At 72.2% G+C, this 16,332-nt stretch carries 15 protein-coding genes; 5 read left to right on the top strand and 10 right to left on the bottom strand.

Features of this window, described 5'->3' with window-relative positions:
* Positions 1-103 precede the first annotated feature (103 nt).
* Complete coding sequence (locus H7A73_RS03535) at positions 104-2,692, bottom strand: helix-turn-helix transcriptional regulator (protein ID WP_182064694.1); 2,589 nt, start codon at positions 2,690-2,692, stop codon at positions 104-106.
* Positions 2,693-2,800: 108 nt separating this feature from the next.
* Here H7A73_RS03535 and H7A73_RS03540 point away from each other — a divergent pair, with 108 nt between their 5' ends.
* Positions 2,801-3,202 (top strand): hypothetical protein, encoded by a 402-nt coding sequence (locus H7A73_RS03540; RefSeq protein WP_110858851.1) that lies wholly within the window; start codon positions 2,801-2,803, stop codon positions 3,200-3,202.
* 84 nt (positions 3,203-3,286) lie between these two features.
* Here H7A73_RS03540 and purF read toward each other — a convergent pair whose 3' ends face one another.
* Positions 3,287-4,744 carry an amidophosphoribosyltransferase gene (gene purF / locus H7A73_RS03545; protein ID WP_042539088.1) on the bottom strand — a complete coding sequence of 486 codons (1,458 nt, stop codon included), beginning with the start codon at positions 4,742-4,744 and terminating at the stop codon, positions 3,287-3,289.
* A gap of 74 nt (positions 4,745-4,818) precedes the next feature.
* Between purF and purM the strand changes: the two genes are divergently transcribed.
* Positions 4,819-5,934 (top strand): phosphoribosylformylglycinamidine cyclo-ligase, encoded by a 1,116-nt coding sequence (gene purM, locus H7A73_RS03550; protein ID WP_182064695.1) that lies wholly within the window; start codon positions 4,819-4,821, stop codon positions 5,932-5,934.
* Between the two features lie 258 nt (positions 5,935-6,192).
* On the opposite strand, the gene H7A73_RS03555 is transcribed toward purM, so the two are convergent.
* Positions 6,193-6,411, bottom strand: a complete 219-nt coding sequence (locus H7A73_RS03555) for a DUF3073 domain-containing protein (protein ID WP_182064696.1) — start codon at positions 6,409-6,411, stop codon at positions 6,193-6,195.
* Between the two features lie 158 nt (positions 6,412-6,569).
* Here H7A73_RS03555 and H7A73_RS03560 point away from each other — a divergent pair, with 158 nt between their 5' ends.
* Entirely contained in the window at positions 6,570-7,715 is a 1,146-nt protein-coding gene (locus H7A73_RS03560) for an NAD(P)-binding domain-containing protein (RefSeq protein WP_182064697.1), read from the top strand.
* Positions 7,716-7,821: 106 nt separating this feature from the next.
* Here H7A73_RS03560 and H7A73_RS03565 read toward each other — a convergent pair whose 3' ends face one another.
* The 4 genes from H7A73_RS03565 to H7A73_RS03580 all read right to left on the bottom strand — a co-directional run bounded on the left by H7A73_RS03565 (position 7,822) and on the right by H7A73_RS03580 (position 11,811).
* Positions 7,822-8,262 carry a DoxX family protein gene (locus H7A73_RS03565; RefSeq protein ID WP_182064698.1) on the bottom strand — a complete coding sequence of 147 codons (441 nt, stop codon included), beginning with the start codon at positions 8,260-8,262 and terminating at the stop codon, positions 7,822-7,824.
* A 120-nt stretch (positions 8,263-8,382) separates the two neighbouring features.
* Complete coding sequence (locus H7A73_RS03570; protein ID WP_017886246.1) at positions 8,383-8,658, bottom strand: DUF3072 domain-containing protein; 276 nt, start codon at positions 8,656-8,658, stop codon at positions 8,383-8,385.
* A 151-nt stretch (positions 8,659-8,809) separates the two neighbouring features.
* Positions 8,810-9,565, bottom strand: coding sequence for a hypothetical protein (locus H7A73_RS03575; RefSeq protein WP_182064699.1), 756 nt, complete (start codon positions 9,563-9,565; stop codon positions 8,810-8,812).
* Between the two features lie 11 nt (positions 9,566-9,576).
* Entirely contained in the window at positions 9,577-11,811 is a 2,235-nt protein-coding gene (locus H7A73_RS03580) for an APC family permease (RefSeq protein ID WP_182064700.1), read from the bottom strand.
* A gap of 130 nt (positions 11,812-11,941) precedes the next feature.
* On the opposite strand from H7A73_RS03580, the gene H7A73_RS03585 reads away from it, so the two are divergent.
* Positions 11,942-12,373, top strand: a complete 432-nt coding sequence (locus H7A73_RS03585) for a MerR family transcriptional regulator (protein WP_182064701.1) — start codon at positions 11,942-11,944, stop codon at positions 12,371-12,373.
* Between the two features lie 94 nt (positions 12,374-12,467).
* On the opposite strand, the gene H7A73_RS03590 is transcribed toward H7A73_RS03585, so the two are convergent.
* From H7A73_RS03590 to H7A73_RS03600, 3 genes are all read right to left on the bottom strand, one after another.
* A complete protein-coding gene (locus tag H7A73_RS03590) occupies positions 12,468-13,049 on the bottom strand; it encodes a PadR family transcriptional regulator (protein ID WP_027465044.1) in 582 nt (193 codons plus the stop codon).
* Entirely contained in the window at positions 13,046-13,918 is an 873-nt protein-coding gene (locus H7A73_RS03595; protein ID WP_182064702.1) for a DUF4097 family beta strand repeat-containing protein, read from the bottom strand. Before H7A73_RS03595 ends, H7A73_RS03590 begins: the two co-directional genes overlap by 4 nt.
* Positions 13,919-14,052: 134 nt before the next feature.
* A complete protein-coding gene (locus H7A73_RS03600; protein WP_182064703.1) occupies positions 14,053-14,736 on the bottom strand; it encodes a YczE/YyaS/YitT family protein in 684 nt (227 codons plus the stop codon).
* Positions 14,737-14,797: 61 nt separating this feature from the next.
* Between H7A73_RS03600 and H7A73_RS03605 the strand changes: the two genes are divergently transcribed.
* Complete coding sequence (locus H7A73_RS03605; protein ID WP_259362678.1) at positions 14,798-16,249, top strand: PLP-dependent aminotransferase family protein; 1,452 nt, start codon at positions 14,798-14,800, stop codon at positions 16,247-16,249.
* The last annotated feature ends 83 nt before the right edge of the window (positions 16,250-16,332 follow it).

Genomic DNA, 16,332 nt, shown 5'->3' on the forward strand with positions numbered 1-16,332 from the left:
AGGTACGCGATGTTCCACACAACGTGTCAATCGCAGCGGCGCGTCGTGCTGCAATCCGCAACGTTCTTGCGTGCGCGACAGCCGATGCCGAACGCCGAGCACCTCAGAGCAGTTCGCTGAGCTCCGACCGCGCGTGCAGGTCCCACTTCGCGAAGACGCGCGACAGGTGCGCGTCGATCGTCCGCGTCGACAGCCCGAGGGACTCCGCGATCCGCCGGTTGCTCAACCCCTGCGCGGCGAGCTCGGCGACCTCGTACTCGCGCTTGGTCAGCGGTGGTTTCGAGCGCCCGGCGGTCACCGAGACGCCGTGCGCCGAGAGCACGCCCTGCGCCGCGATCACCCGCGTCCGGTCGTCGGCACGGACGGCGTCGGCGTACTCGATGACCGCGGCTGCGAGCGGGCCGTCGACGCGGGTCGCGGCCTCGCGCATCCGGTCGAGCGAGGACGCCGAGTCGCGCCCCTGCAGCATGCCGACCGCGTGGTGCAGCGCGTACCCGTACATGACGTGCGTCCACGAGCCGTTGGCCGTGCTGCGTTCGATGATGTCGTCGGCGTGCTGCAGCCCGGCCGGGTTGCCGAGCACGGCCTCGGTCCAGGCGATCGACACGGCGACCTGTTCGCCGGTGATCCGCATCGCCCGCTGGGGCGTGGTCCGGGCACGTTCGAGCGCGTTGGAGGCTTCTTCCGGTCGTCCGCCGTACGCGAGCGCCAGGGCCAGCCGCGCCCAGGGGTAGGCCGCGAACCCGCCGTGGTCGGCGATGTCGTAGCGTTCGCACGCCGCCGAGAACGCGGCGACGGCGTCGTCCCAGCGGCGCTGCGCGATCGCCAGGTTGCCCTGACCGATGAGCTCGAGCGTGAAGTCGTACTTCAGGTACGGGCTGGACCGGCCCGCCGGCACCTCGGTGATCAGGTCGTCCAGGTCGCCGCGCCACATCTGCACCTGGTGCAGGACGGAGGAGTTCTCGCCGACGCTCCACGGTGCTGCCTCGACGTGCGCCACCGCGGTGGCCAGGGCACGGCGACCGAGCGCGGACGCGTCGTCCAGGCGGCCGGCGGTCGCCAACGCCATCACGGCGCACGGTGCGACGGCGAGGAACGACATCGGCATCGTCGGGGCGTGCACGATGCCGCTGCGCTCGATCTCGGCTCGGACCTCGGCGAAGTCCCCGCCCCACCCCTGGTGCGCCATCCGCAGCAGCCGCAGCCGTTCGACGGCCTCGTCGGACACCACCAGACGTGTGGCGGCATCGGCCAGGGCGACCGCCGCAGCGACGTCGTCGTCGTGGAACTGACGGATGTTCGCCAGGGTCTCGCACGCCTCGATGACGGCCTCGTCGGTGACGTCGCCGACGTGCCGCTTCGCCACACCCCAGGCCGCTTCGGCGTCGGCGCGGCCGGCCTCACGGCCGTCCGAGTACGAGTACGCGAGCGAGCGGAGGCAGTGCGCCGTGACCTGCTCGGTCGGCGTGAGCGTCGTGCGGAGCGCCGCCGAGGCCAGGGCGATCCCGCTCTCGTGCTCCTGCAGCCGCACGGCGACCTGCGCCGCGTCGAGCAGCTGGTCGACCGACGGCAGGACGCCGCACTCGAGCGACCACAGCGCGGCGCGCAGGCGTGCCGCGGGCGGTGCGCCCTCGGGACGGTCGGTGCGGAACGCGTTCGCGCGGGCGAAGAGTGCCGTGCGTCGGGCGACCGGCACCAGCGTCCGGATGACCTCGCCGACCAGCGGGTGCGACGGCCGGACGACCGCGGCGCCGTCCTCGAGCGAGTCGATCCGGACCAGGCCGAGCGCGACGACCCGGTCGACGTCCCCGCCGCTGACCAGGCCGAGCAGGCGGGCGAGCGGGATGGGGTCGGCGAGGGCGACGATGTCGACGACGTCGCGCAGGTCCTCCGGCAGCGAACCGAGTTCCGTGCGGTACATGTCGGCGAGGCTGTCCGACGCGGTCACCCGCCCGCGCCAGTACCACCCGGTCGCGGTGTGGTCGAGGGCGCCGGAGACCCGCGCCGCACGGACCACCTCGCGCAGGTACAGCGGGTTGCCGGCGGTGGCGCGGTGGACGCGCTCGGCTGAAGCGTTCTCGAGCGGCGAGCCCAGCGCCTCGGCCACGAGCGCGGCGGTCTCGTGCAGCGCGAGTGGCTGCAGGTCGATGCGCTCGAGCAGGTCGTCCTGCCACAGCGCGCGGAGCGGCTCGGGGAGCGCCGTGAAGTCGCGACAGGTCAGGACGAGCCGGGCACCCTGTCGGCGGACCAGCCAGGCGACGTACCGCGCGGAGATCGCGTCGAGGTGGTCGGCGTCGTCGACGCGGAGCAGCACGTCGCGGTCGACGAGGTCCTCGATCGCCCGGAAGCGCTGCTCGGCACCGGTGTCGTCGGACAGCTCCGAGATGGACGCCGGCAGCTCGCCGAAGCGCTCGGCGACGGCGCCGAAGGGCATCGACCGACTCGCGGCGACCGCCGTGATCGGCACGACGACCGTGCGGCCGGTGCCGTCGCGACCGGCGACGCGGTCGGTGACCCGCGCCGCGGCGGTGCTCTTGCCGATGCCGGGGGCACCGACGAGCGCGACGCTCCACCGGTGCTCGGCGACGACGGCGACGGCGCGGTCCTCTTCCGCGCGCTGCGCGACGGGCCAGGCCACGCGGGCGGGTGCGGCCGGTCGGCGTCGGCGAGCGGGTGCGGTTCGTTCACGCATCCGACACACCTCCTCCGCTTGGGATACCGACCAGTAGCGACCATCCTCTCCCGGAACGACCGCCGCGCACAGGCCGCGGGACGTCCCACAGTGGGGGACAATGGACGGGTGAGCAACACCGATCAACCCGACGAGCAGCCGCTCCCCACGCCGGCGCCGGCTCCCAGCGCGGTCGCCAGCCCCGACGAGGTCACCATCCGCCGTGCACCGAAGTTCGGCGTGTTCATCGTCGGCGGTGCCGTGCTCGGGTTCCTCGCGACCCTCGTCGTGGTCGCCCTCACCATGAACCTCGGCGGCCAGCGGGACCAGACCAGCTTCGGCAGCCTGGTCGGCTACTTCAGCCTGTGGGGCGTCACGATCGGCGCCTTCGTCGGTGCGGTCGTCGCCGTCGTGTTCGACCGGGTCTACGCCCGGCGGTCGGCCCGCCTGACGGCGGAGCGCGTCGAGGTCGAACTGCCGCCCGAGACGGTCGACGGCGAGCTCGACGACCACGGTGACCAGCGGCCGTAGCCGCGAGCGCCTGACGGACAGGAGGCCCGTGGCGGTGTCGCCACGGGCCTCCTGTCCGTCTGCTGGTCGCGCCTCGGGCGCGGCCTAGCTGAGTTGGTTCGCCTCGACCCAGGACAGGTACTCCGGGCTCACGGTGCCCGTGACGTACTCGCCCGTGAAGCAGCTCATCTCGAGGTCGGTCACGTCCGAGCCCTCGATGATGGCGTCCCGCATGTCCCCGACCTCCTGGTAGATCAGGTGGTCGCTGCCGAGCACGCGGTTGATGTCCGGGATCTTCCGGTCGTGCGCGATGAGCTCCGCACGGGTCGGCATGTTGATGCCGTAGACGTGCGGGAACCGGACAGGGGGAGCAGCGCTCGTGAACGTGACCTCGTTCGCGCCGGCCGCCCGGGCCATCTCGACGATCTCGCGGCTCGTGGTGCCACGGACGATCGAGTCGTCGACGATCAGGATGTTCTTGCCCTTGAACTCGGACGACATCGCGTTGAGCTTCTGGCGCACCGAACGCTTGCGCTCCGCCTGCCCCGGCATGATGAAGGTGCGGCCGACGTAGCGGTTCTTGTAGAAGCCCTCGCGGTACTCGATGCCGAGCTTCCGGGCGACCTGCATCGCCGCCGGACGGCTCGAGTCCGGGATCGGCATGACCACGTCGATGTCACCGGTCGGCGCGTACTGCTCGATGGTGTCGGCGAGGCGGTTGCCGAGGCGCAGACGCGCGTCGTAGACCGAGATGCCGTTCATCACGGAGTCGGGACGTGCCAGGTAGACGTACTCGAACGAGCACGGCACCAGGCGCGGGTTCTTCGCGCACTGGCGGGCGTGCATCTGGCCGTTCATCTCGATGAAGACCGCTTCGCCCGGGGCGATGTCGCGGACGATCTCGTAGCCGCCGGACTCGAGCACGAGCGACTCGCTCGCGACGACCCACTCCGGCTGCCCGGCCTCGTCGAACTTGTGGCCGAGGATCAGCGGGCGGATGCCGAACGGGTCGCGGAAGGCCAGCAGTCCGTGCCCGGCGATGGTCGCGATCGTGGCGTAGGAGCCCTCGACCCGCTCGTGCACGCGCTCGACGGCGTCGAAGACCTGACCCGGATCGAGGTTCGCGCCGCGGACCTGGCCCTGCAGCTCGTGCGCCAGCACGTTCACCAGGAGCTCGGTGTCGCTCGTCGTGTTCAGGTGGCGACGGTCGATGTCGAACAGTTCACGCGTGAGTTCCCGCGTGTTGGTGAGGTTGCCGTTGTGGACGAGGACGATGCCGTACGGCGCGTTCACGTAGAACGGCTGGGCCTCTTCCTCGTTCGTCGCGGCGCCCTTGGTGGCGTAGCGGACGTGTCCGAGCCCCATGGTGCCGAGGAGGGCACGCATGTCGCGGGTGCGGAACGCCTCGCGCACGTGCCCGCGGGTCTTGTGCATGTGGTGCACGTGGCCCTCGACCGTGGCGATGCCCGTCGAGTCCTGCCCGCGGTGCTGCAGGAGGAGCAGTGCGTCGTAGATGGATTGGTTGGCTGGGCCCTGCGCAACAAGGCCGACGATGCCGCACATTCGCGGGTGTGCTCCAGATCAGTAGAATCGGGGGGTACCGAACAAGTCTGCCATGTCACCGCGAAGGACTCCGCATGCCCAACCCGTACGCCGAAGCCGGAGTGGACACCGCTGCCGGTGACCTGGCCGTCGAGCTCATGAAGTCCGCGGTCGCGGCCACCCACAACTCCTCGGTCCTCGGCGGCGTCGGCGGGTTCGCCGGGCTCTACGACGTCTCGTTCCTGAAGGACTTCGCACACCCGTTGCTCGCGACCTCCACCGACGGCGTCGGCACCAAGGTCGCCATCGCGCAGGCCATCGACAAGCACGACACCATCGGGCAGGACCTGGTCGGCATGGTCGTCGACGACATCGTCGTGGTCGGCGCGAAGCCGCTGTTCATGACCGACTACATCGCGTGCGGTCGCGTGGTGCCCGGCCGGATCGCCGACATCGTCGCCGGCATCGCCCGCGGCTGCTCGGAGACCGGCACCGCCCTGGTCGGCGGCGAGACCGCCGAGCACCCGGGGCTGCTCGGGCCGGACGACTACGACGTGGCCGGTGCGGCGACGGGCGTCGTCGAAGCCGACGCACAGCTCGGCGCGCACCTGGTGCAGGACGGCGACGTGGTCCTGGCGATCGAGTCGTCGGGCCTGCACTCCAACGGCTACTCGCTCGTGCGGCACATCCTGGCGTCGCGCGGCGTCGGCTTCACGGACCAGCTGCCCGAGCTGAGCGGCGTCGGGTTCGGCGGTGCGGTCTCCGTCGGCGAAGCCCTGCTCGAGCCGACCCGCCTGTACACCGCACCGCTCCTGGCGCTCCTCGAGCAGCACCCGGGCGCGGTGCACTCGCTCTCGCACGTGACCGGTGGTGGCATCGCCGCGAACCTGGCGCGCGTGCTGCCCGTCGGCTCCTGGGTCGAGGTCGACCGTTCCACCTGGCAGCCGCTCCCCGTCTTCCGGGTCCTGGCCGACATGGCCGGCACCCCGATCGAGGACACCGAGGGCACCTGGAACCTGGGCATCGGCATGTTCGCCGTCGTCTCGGCCGGTGCCGCTGCCGAGGTCATCGCCTCACTCGGTGCCGCCGGTCTGCCCACGTGGCCCGTCGGCACGATCGCCACGTCCGCGCGGGACCTGACCGGGTTCGAGCAGGGCGCGAAGGGTGTCGACGGCGGCGCGGTCCGGCTCGTCGGGAGCTACGCGGGCTGACCCGCTCGGCGGCTGCGGGGCGGGGCTGTGGTCGCACCGTCCTGCGCCGCGCCGTCCTGTGCCGCGCCGTGGTGCGTGCGGTGAGTGGTCACGAATCGTCGCCTGGCGGGCCTGCAACCGACGGTTCCTGACCACTCGGCGTCATGCGCGCGGGGAGTCGTGACCACTCGCCGCCGGAACCCGAGCGCTCCGACAGGTGTCCGGGCACGCGGAAACGCCGCGCTGCCCGAGGGCTGCGCGGCGTCACTGCGAGAGCGGTCAGGCGGACTTGTTCTGGTCTGCCTGGGTCTCGAACTCGTCTTCGTCTTCCGCCGGTTCCGGACCGTACTGGTCCGCCCAACGGTCGACGTAGTCCTCGTCGGAGTGTTGTCCGGCGGAGAGCTCCTGCTCGAGCGCACCGTAGTTCGTCTGCGGGCTGAAGTACTTCAGCTCGCGGGCGACCTTGGTGTGCTTCGCCTTCTGACGGCCGCGCCCCATGCGTGACCCCCTCGTTCGGCTCTGGTCCGGTCCTGGCGAATGACGGAGGATCACTCGGGGAACCAGACGGTTCGTGGTTTGAAATCTGCCGATCACTCTACCATGTACCTCGATCTGGACGTCGCGCGACGGCTGGCCCGCACAGCAGAATCGAAGTGATGACGGAACCCCTCGAGACCCCGGTCGACCAGCACGCCCGCGTGGTGGTGATCGGTGCGGGGCAGGCGGGGCTCTCAGTGGGATACCACCTGCGTCGCCTCGGGCTCGTCCCCGGCAGCGACCTGGTGATCCTCGACCGCGCGCCGAGCACCGGTGGGGCGTGGCAGTTCCGGTGGGAGGCCCTGCGGCTCGGGGCGGCGCACCGGGTGCACGACCTGCCCGGCATGCGCGCGATGGGGCTGGAGTTCGACGACGCCGACCGGTCACGACCCGCGCGGGACGTCGTCGGTGAGTACTACCGGCGGTTCGAGCAGCACTACGACCTGCGGGTGCGGCGCCCGGTCACGGTGACGTCCGTCTCACGCATCCACGGCGACGGCGGCGTGGCACGCGACGCCCCGGCGGACGGCGGGCTGTGCGTCACGACCCGGAGCGCCGACGGCACCGTCACGCGCATCCGTGCCGAGGTCGTGGTGAACGCGTCCGGCACGTGGGGCACCCCGTTCGTGCCGTGGTACTCGGGGCGCGACGTGTTCCGCGGGCGTCAGGTGGACACGACCGAGTACCGCAGCGCCGCCGACTTCGCCCGTCAGGACGTCGTGGTGGTCGGCGGTGGGACGAGCGCGATCGGGTTCCTGCTCGAACTCGACGGCGTCGCCCGTTCGACACGGTGGTTCACCCGGCGCCCGATGGTCTGGGCCGGGACCGCGTCGCTCGACGTCGAATCCGCGGTGGCCGCCGTCGACGAACAGGACCGCGCCGCCCGTGCCGGCGAGGTCCTGCCGAGCATCGTCAGCGGCACCGGGGTCCCGGTGTCGCGACGGATCCGTGCCGGCATCGACCGCGGCGTGCTGCGCGACGAGCCGATGTTCACGCGGATGGACGAGACCGGCGTGGTGACGGCGGACGGCACCCACGTGCACGCCGACGCCGTGATCTGGGCGACGGGGTTCCGCGCCGACCTGCGGCACCTCGCACCGCTGCACCTGCGGACCACGGCGGGCGGGGTGGTGGTCGAGGACGGCCGGTCGGCCGAGGAGCCGCGGTTGTTCCTGGCCGGCTACGGGCCCCAGGCGTCGACCATCGGTGCGAACCGGGCCGGCCGACGCATCGCCCGCCAGGTCGTGGACGCGCTGGCGGGCTGAGCGGCCGCGCGGTCCCTCGCACGGTGCGAGGTTCCGTTCCCGGTGCGGGCCTCTTGAGCTCGCACGGGCGACGGAACCTCGCACCGGACGGACTGAAACGCGCGGCTCAGGCGGGCAGGGGCTCCTCGACGCCGCGTCGACGGCGCGAGGACTTGAGCACCAGGGCGTCGAGCGAGAACCGCCCGGGCCCGGTCAGCGCCACGGCGAGCGACGCCACGGCGAGGACGAGCACGTACTCGAACCCGCCGTCCTGCGAGTAGAAGCCCGAGGTGCCGTGCGCCAGGAACCCGGCGACGACCATGTCGACGGCCAGGAGCACACCGACGACGCGGGTCGCGACGCCGAGCACGAGCAGGATGCCGCCGACGAGCTCGAGGCCGGCGACGAGGGGTGCTGCGACCTCGGCGAGGGGGACGCCCATGCCCGAGAAGCCCTGCACCACGTTGGGGATGCCCTGGGCGAACTTCTGGGCGCCGTGGGCGATGAACACCACCCCGAGGACGATGCGGAGCGCGGTCAGGCCGATGGAGGTCGATGTCGTTCGCATGGCCACGAAGGTAGCCGGTGACGCGTCATCGATCATCCTCGAACAGGGGACTGACCGCGCTTCGCCAGAACATGCCCAGAGCATGCCCAGACAGCGGTCCGCCGAAGGGCGGACTGCTCCTCAGGAATCGGCGCCGCGGCCGGTCTGCTGCTGGAGGCGGTCGATGTGCTCCGACGCCTGCGCCTTGGTGAGGTCGGCGGGGAGCTCCTCGCCGGCTTCACGGGCCAGGGTGTCGAGGTAGCTGCGCTGCGGTCCGGTCATCGGTTCGTCGCCGGTGACCCACTGCTCGGGGTCCTTGCTCGCGTCGGTGGAGGGGTCGGGTCGGGGGCCGCCGAGGGTCTCGCCCTGGATCGGTGCGTCCGGGGTCTGCTGCTGGTCGCGGTCTGCGTCACTCATGTCCGCGACGGTACGCCGCACCCCCGTCACGACACGCAGCAGCGGCGTCCCCCGAAGCGGCACAGCGGGAGAGCGGTCCGCCGCGCACAGCGGTCCACATCTGCACCGGGGCGGCACAGTGCACACCGGCACGCATCCGCGTCGAAGCGGCTCAGACGGCCGCCGCCGCGTACCGCACCAGATCGGGCCCGACGGCACTCGTGGCGATCGGCACGACGCGGTCGGCCCGCCGGATCCAGATGGTCGCCGCACGCTCGTCGATCCGGTCGACCTCGTGCAGCTCGCCGTCGAGGAGCACCGACGCCGTGACCCGGACCCGGCCGCTCGCCGGACGTGGCGGCAACCCGACCACGTCGTCGCCGTACGCCGGGTGCTCTCCGGGCTGCAGGAACGGTGACACCGGAGCGGTGACGACCTCGAGTCCCTCGTCGACCGCGGTCACCGCCACCAGGCGGACGGCCTGGTCGGTCGGCAGCGGCACGTCGACGACGGGCTCGGCGGTGGGGCCGGCCAGTGCGCGGAAGGCGGGCCGACCGTCGGGGGCGAGGTGGGCCTCCAGGCCGTCGATCCGGACGCGACCGCGCCCACGGGAATCGGCGTAGACACCGGGCTCGATGCCGGACTGCCGCGCCTCGAGCCGGGTGAGCACGACGCGGTCCGGGCGGTACCAGTCGCGGAGCGCGGCCGGGTCCACCCAGCCGACGCTCGGGACGCCGCGGGAGAGCGCGGCGGACTCGTCGGCGGCGCGCTCGTCGCGCGCGCCGAGGGGGTGCTCGCCACGCACGGCGACGAGTCCTTCGAGCGGGCTGCCGGCCGGCGGCTCGTGGTCGAGCACCTCGACGCGCTTCGAGACCTTGCCGCCGTGTCCGTCGAACGTGGCGAACGTCCGCAGGTCACTGATGGTCATGGGGCCACATGCTACGACTCGTCGGCTCCCCGTCGCGGCGGGGAAGGCACGAGGGCGTGGATCTCGCCCGTGCAGAGTGCGGGGTCGACGCCGTCGGCGGGGCCGGCCGGACGGGTCGCGCGGCGCGGCTGGATGCTGTTGCGCTCGGCGGACCGGAGGAGGCGGTCCTCGGCTGCGGCCTCGGCCGACGACCCGGGCTGCGCCGGGCGGCGGAGCGGGGGCCGGACGGGCTCGCCGCGGCGCTCCTGGCCGGGCAGCGGGCGGGAACGGCGGCCGTACAGCAGCTCGGACGAGTCGAGCAGCCACGGCACCAGGGCCACGGTGACGCCGTGCACGAGCAGCAGCTTCTTGCGGATGCGGCGGCCGCGGTGGTTGTGGAGCAGGCCCTCCCACCAGTGCCCGACGATGAAGATCGGGGTGTAGACGGTGACGACCTCGGATCCGTGCTCGGCCCGGTGTGCCTTGATGTACTTGATCAGGGGCATCGAGATGTCGCGGTACGGGCTCGGCACGATCGTCAGTGGCACCTGGATGCCGTACTCCGCCCACTGGTCGCGCAGGCGTTGGGACTCGGCGTCGTCGATCGCGACGTGCACCGCCTCGATGCTCGCGTGCTCGGCGGCGACCGCGTAGTCGAGCGCCTTGAGCACGGGCTTCTGCAGCTTGTTCACCAGGACGATGGCGTGGTCCCCGGTGGCGCCGAACTTCGTCTCGACGTCGGCCTCGATCTCGTGCGAGACGTCGCGGTAGTAGCGGTTCACGCCGAGCATGAGCACGTACAGCACCGGCATGATCAGGAACACGAGCCAGGCGCCGTGGGTGAACTTCGTGATCGTGACGATGACGAGCACCACGAGGGTGAAGGTCGCTCCGATCGCGTTGATCGTGCGGGAGCGGACGACCTGCCCGCGGTTGACGGGTGGCTCGCCGTCGGCCGCGGGCGCCCCGTCGCGGTCGCGGTCGGCCCGCAGCAGCCGCGTCCAGTGCACGACCATGCCCGTCTGTCCGAGCGTGAACGACACGAAGACGCCGATGATGTAGAGCTGGATCAGGCTCGTGACGTTCGCCCGGTAGACCACGAGCAGCGCCGCGGCGACGAGGGCCAGGACGATGACGCCGTTCGAGTAGATGAGCCGGTCGCCGCGGGTCGACAGCGCCTTCGGGGCGTACGAGTCGCGCGCCAGGATCGAGCCGAGCAGCGGGAACCCGTTGAAGGCCGTGTTCGCCGCGAGGAGCAGGACCGCGGCCGTCGTCGCCTGGATCACGAAGAACAGCACCGAGTTGTTGCCGAACGTCGCCGCTGCGATCTGCGCGATGAGCGAGCGCTGCGGCGTGGTGGCACAGTTCGCGAAGCCCTGCAGGTCGCAGGCGCGCTCGGCGTAGTGCACGTGCGACACGAGCGCCAGGGTGATGAGCCCGATGAACAGGACGATCGCGATGCCGCCCATGGCGACCAGGGTGGCCTGCGCGTTCTTGATCTTCGGCCGGCGGAACGCCTGGACGCCGTTGGCGATGGCCTCGACGCCGGTCAGGGCCGAGCAGCCCGAGGCGAAGGCGCGGAGGAGCAGCAGGATGAACGCCGCCTGCGTGGTGTGCTCGACGTTCTGCACGGTGTAGGCCGCGGACTCGGCGACCGGGGCGTTGCCGGCGGCCACCCGGACGAGCCCGGTCACGACCATCACGAAGACGCTCGCCACGAACAGGTAGGTCGGGATCGCGAACGCCTTGCTCGACTCCCGCACACCGCGCAGGTTGGCGGCGGCGAGCAGCACGACGAACAGCAGCGCGAGCTCGACGCGGAAGTGGTCGAGCATCGGGAGCGCCGAGATGATGTTGTCGACGCCGGAGGCGACCGACACGGCCACCGTCATCACGTAGTCGACGAGCAGCGCACTCGCGACGACCAGCCCGGCCTTCTCGCCGAGGTTCCGGTGCGCCACCTCGTAGTCGCCGCCGCCGGATGGGTACGCCTTGATGAGCTGCCGGTACGAGGCGACGACGACCACGAGCAGCAGCACGACGAGTGCGGCGACCCACGGTGCGAACGTCAGGAAGGCCATGCCGCCGAGCAGCAGGATCATCAGGAGTTCCTGCGGCGCGTACGCGACAGAGGACAGCGGGTCACTCGCGAAGATCGGCAGGGCCAGGTGCTTCGGGAGGAGCTGTCCTTCGAGCTTCTCGGAGGGGAGGGGATCCCCGATCAGTCGCGCTTTCAACGACCGGATCTCGTTCGTCACGAGCGGCAAACCTACTCAGTTCCGGGCGCGAGTCAACACGGTTCGCCTGCCGCACATTCCCGGTCGGCTGCGGGCGCTCCACCCTGGGTGTCGTACACCCCTTGCAGTTGACGCGGCGTCAAGCACTACAGTCGCCAGCATGAGCGCATCGACAGGCCCGGACGGCGCAGCTGCGAAAGCTCCCCACGCCATCACCGAGATGGCGCGTTCCGCCGGTGTGTCGAGTCGGACCCTGCGGCACTACGAGGCCGTCGGGCTGCTGCCGGCCACGGCCGTCGGCGCGGGCGGGCTCCGGCGTTACGACGACCGTGCGCTCGTCCGGTTGCAGCGCATCCTGCTGCTGCGCGGGCTCGGACTCGGGCTGCCCGAGATCGCGCGACGACTCGACGACGAGGCCGACGACGTCGCGGCGCTCACGGCACACCTGACGTGGCTCGAGCACGAACGGGACCGACTGGCCCGGCAGCTCGCGGCCGTGCGCACCACCGTGGCGCGCGTCGAACGCGGGGAGGACCTGACGGCGGCCGACGCGTTCGCCGGCTTCCCGCCGACACGGCTGCCGGCTTCCTGATGCGTCGGCGGCGCCCCCGCACGCGGCGGGCCGACAGACGGTGCGGACGACGGCCGGGAGGCCCTGGTCGCCACCGTCTGTCGGCCGCCGGCGGTCAGAGCGACTTGCGCAGGGCCTCCAGGCCGTCACGCAGACGCGTCACGGTGTCCGCACCGAGCGTGCCGCGGGTCGCTCGACGGCGCAGGTCCGCGCGCACCTGCTGCCGGAACGACGACAGGGCCATCTCGAGCTCGCGCAGGGCGCGGGCGCTGTCTGACGGCACGGACACGGGCTCCTCGGCGGAACCGGTCGCCGGACTCTCGGCGGCGGCGGCCAGGTCGGCACGGAGCGACCGCATGGCCTCGCCGACCGAGGCGCGCACGCCGTCGGCCAACGACTTGACCGAGTCGCTCACGCCGGACTCGACCGCGGCGATCTCGTCGGCACGCGCCGCGAGCTCGGCACGGCCGGCGTCCGTGATCGCGTAGACGGTCTTGCGGCCGTCGGCGGTCTTCGTGACCAGTCCGTCGTCCTCGAGCTTGGCGAGCCGAGGGTAGACGGTGCCGGCGCTCGGCACGTAGGTGCCGCCGAAGCGGTCCCCGAGTGCCTGGATGAGCTCGTAGCCGTGCATCGGGTGGTCGGCCAGCAGGACGAGCAGGTAGAGGCGCAGGTGGCCGTGGGCGAAGACGGGGCTCATTCGGGCACCTCGCTCTCGTTCGTCGGGGTGGTCGGCGGCGTGGTCGGCGTCGTCGGGGGTGTCGACTCGGCGACCGGCGGGGCGTGCAGCACGGCGATGTCGCCGGAGACCGAGTTCACCCGCAGGTCGAGCCACTGGCCGGACAGCTCGCCGCCCTGCTTGACGTATGAACCGCGCACCCCGCGGATCTCGGCGTCGTCGAACTGCAGCTTGCCGGTCGCGGTGTTCACCGTGCACTTGTAGGCGACGCCGTCCGCCAGGCGGACGCTCACCGACCCGGACACCGTGTTGACGCGGGCGGACTCGGGGACCTCGTGCAGGTCGAGCACGACGTCGGCCGAGACGCCGTCGGCCTGGAACCGCGGGATCTCGCCGGTGGCCACGACGTCGCCGGAGACGGTGTGCACCGCGAGCGCGCCGTCGAGGTCGCGGATCGTGGTGGCTCCCGAGACGGCGTTGACCGTGACGTCACCCGCGACGCCGTCGACGACCAGGTCGCCGGACACCGTGTTGAGCGTCGCCCCGCGGTTCGTGCCGGACAGCAGCGCACCGGCCGAGACGACACCGAGCGTGATGCCGGCGTCGCGGGGGACCAGGATGCTGACGTCGGCGTGGGCCTTGCCGCGGAAGGACTTCAGGAACCCGATGGGGTCGTCCCACCGGACCTGGGGGTGGTCGACGGTGAGGGTGTCGCCGTCGACCTCGATGAGCATCTGCTTGCCGGACACGCTGTGGATCTCGACCCGGGCCGTGGGTTCGTCGTGTGCGACGACGTCCACCTGCCCGCCGACGAGGCCGACACGCACGGTGCGCACGATGCCGGTGTCGATAACCTTGGGCTCGTCGACGAGCCACTTCTCCTGCGCCATGTTGCCTCCTGGAACTCGCGATGTATCGCGTCTGTGCTGATCACGCTATATCGCGTTCCGCGCCGCCGCAAGGGGTCGCGCGGGATCGTGAGCAGGAATGGTCGGGCCGGGGTCGTGGACCCGACCGTTCCTGCTCACGAAGCGGGTGTGTCGGGGGTGGGGCGAGCCTCCCGGGCCGGTGCGGCGACGCTCGGTGCGGGCGCTGCTGCCGTGCGCTCGGGGCTCCACGGGAACCGGCGGAAGTGCGGCATGAGCGGCTGGACCATCGGGCCGATCGCGAAGGCGGCGACGACGGTGCCGGCGCCGACGTTCCCGCCGAGGACCCAGCCCACGATGACCACCGACACCTCGACCAGGGTGCGCGCGAGCCAGAGCGGCCAGCCGAAGCGCTCGTGCAGCCCTACCATCAGGCCGTCACGCGCGCCGGTGCCGAACCCCGCTCCGATGTAGAACGCGGTCGCGACGGCGAGCAGCGCCAGGCCCGCGGCGAACAGGGCGATCCGGGCGAGCAGTCCGGACGGCTCCGGCACGAGCCAGAGCACCAGGTCGGCGCTCGGCCCGATCGCCAGGGCGTTCAGCAGCGTCCCGATGCCCGGCTTCTGGCGCAGCGGGATCCACAGCAGCAGGATGACGCCGCTCGACACCACCGTGATGACGCCGAACGACCACGGCACGACGTTCTCGAGCCCCTGGGTCAGCACGGTCCACGAACTCACACCGACCACGGCGCGGACCTGCAGTGCGGTCGAGGCGCCGTAGAGGAACAGTCCGACGAGGAGCTGGACGAAGCGCAGGGTGCGGGCGGTGCTGCGGGGCATGTGGCCATCGTCCCGACAGATTGGCCTGCTGGTCGAGAGCCAATCGCGCTACCGTGGACCCGTGCCCCCTGTCCTGATCAGTGCCCGTGCCGCCTCCCACCTGCTGACCGACTGGCGCGCCGGCACCGACGCCCCCGCGTACGAGGCGCTTGCCGACGCCCTCCGGGTCCTCGTCATCGACGGCCGGGTCGCCCAGGGTGTCCGGCTGCCGGCCGAGCGCGGCCTGGCCGCGGCCCTCGGCGTCTCGCGCACCACCGTCGCCAACGCCTACGCCCGGCTGCGCTCCGACGGCTTCCTGGTGTCCGTCCGTGGCTCCGGCAGCGTGGTCCACCTGCCCCGTGACCTGGTCGGCCGGCCCGACCCCGAACGCCTGGGCGGGGTCGTCGAGGGGGACCTGCTCGACCTGCGCAAGGCGGCCCTGCACGCGGCCCCCGGCATCGACGAGGCGGTCGAGCGGGCGGTCCGGCACGTCCCGGCGGCGCTCGCCGGGATCGGCTACGACACCGTCGGCGACCCCGGCCTCCGCGCCGCGATCGCCGCGCGCTACACCGAGCGCGGACTGCCGACCGAGCCCACCCAGGTCATCGTCACGATCGGCGCGCAGCACGCGATCGCCCTGCTCGCGCGGGTGCTCGTCCGCCGCGGCGACGCCGTGCTCGTCGAGTCCCCGACCTACCCGCACGCGCACGAGGCCTTCCGCGAGGTCGGCGGCCGCCTGGTCGGCGTCCCCGTCGACGCGCGGACGGGGTGGGACGCCGCCGCGCTCGAGACCACGCTGCGTCGCACCGCGCCCTCCGTCGCGTACGTCATGCCCGAGCTCCACAACCCGACCGGTGCGACCATGTCCACGTCGACCCGCCAGCTCCTGCTGTCGGTCGCGTCCTCGGTCGGCACGATCGTCATCGCCGACGAGACGATGGGGGAGCTCCGGATCGACGGATCGCCGTCACCGCCCTTGGCGTCGGCGGACCCGTCGGGGGCATCGGTCGTGATGATCGGTTCCGCCGCGAAGGTGTTCTGGGGCGGGCTGCGGATCGGCTGGATCCGCGCCGACCCGGCGCTGCTGCAGCGGCTGCTGCTCGCCCGCCCGACGGGCGACCTCGGCACCCCCGTGCTCGACCAGCTGGTCGTGCGCGAGCTGGTCCCGCGGACGGCGGCCGTCCTGGAGGCGCGGCGTGCGTCCCTGCGCGAAGGTCGCGACGCGGTCGTGGGGGCGCTCCGGGCGCGGCTCCCGGAGTGGGACGTCCCGGCACCGGCGGGCGGGTTGACGACGTGGGTGGGGCTCGGTCGGCCGGTGTCGAGCGCGCTCGTGCTCGCCGCGCGGGCCGAGGGCGTGGTGCTCGCCTCGGGCGGGGTGTTCGGGCCGGACGGCGGGTTCGAGCGGTTCCTGCGGGTGCCGTTCACGATGGCCCCGGCCGACCGGGGGCGGTTGGTCGACGTGCTGTCGCGGTCGTGGGAACGGGTGGGCGGCGAGTCGAGCGGCGTGCGGGGGTCGTTGGCGGCGGTGGTCTGAGAGGTCATCCTCCGGGGTGAGGTCCGGTCGGGGGTTCTCGCTCCTCGGGGTGATGCGGCGTCGGTGGGGTCCGGCGAGGCTGG

The sequence above is a fragment of the Curtobacterium sp. ME12 genome, from assembly GCF_903970855.1.
Taxonomy (GTDB): domain Bacteria; phylum Actinomycetota; class Actinomycetes; order Actinomycetales; family Microbacteriaceae; genus Curtobacterium; species Curtobacterium poinsettiae_A.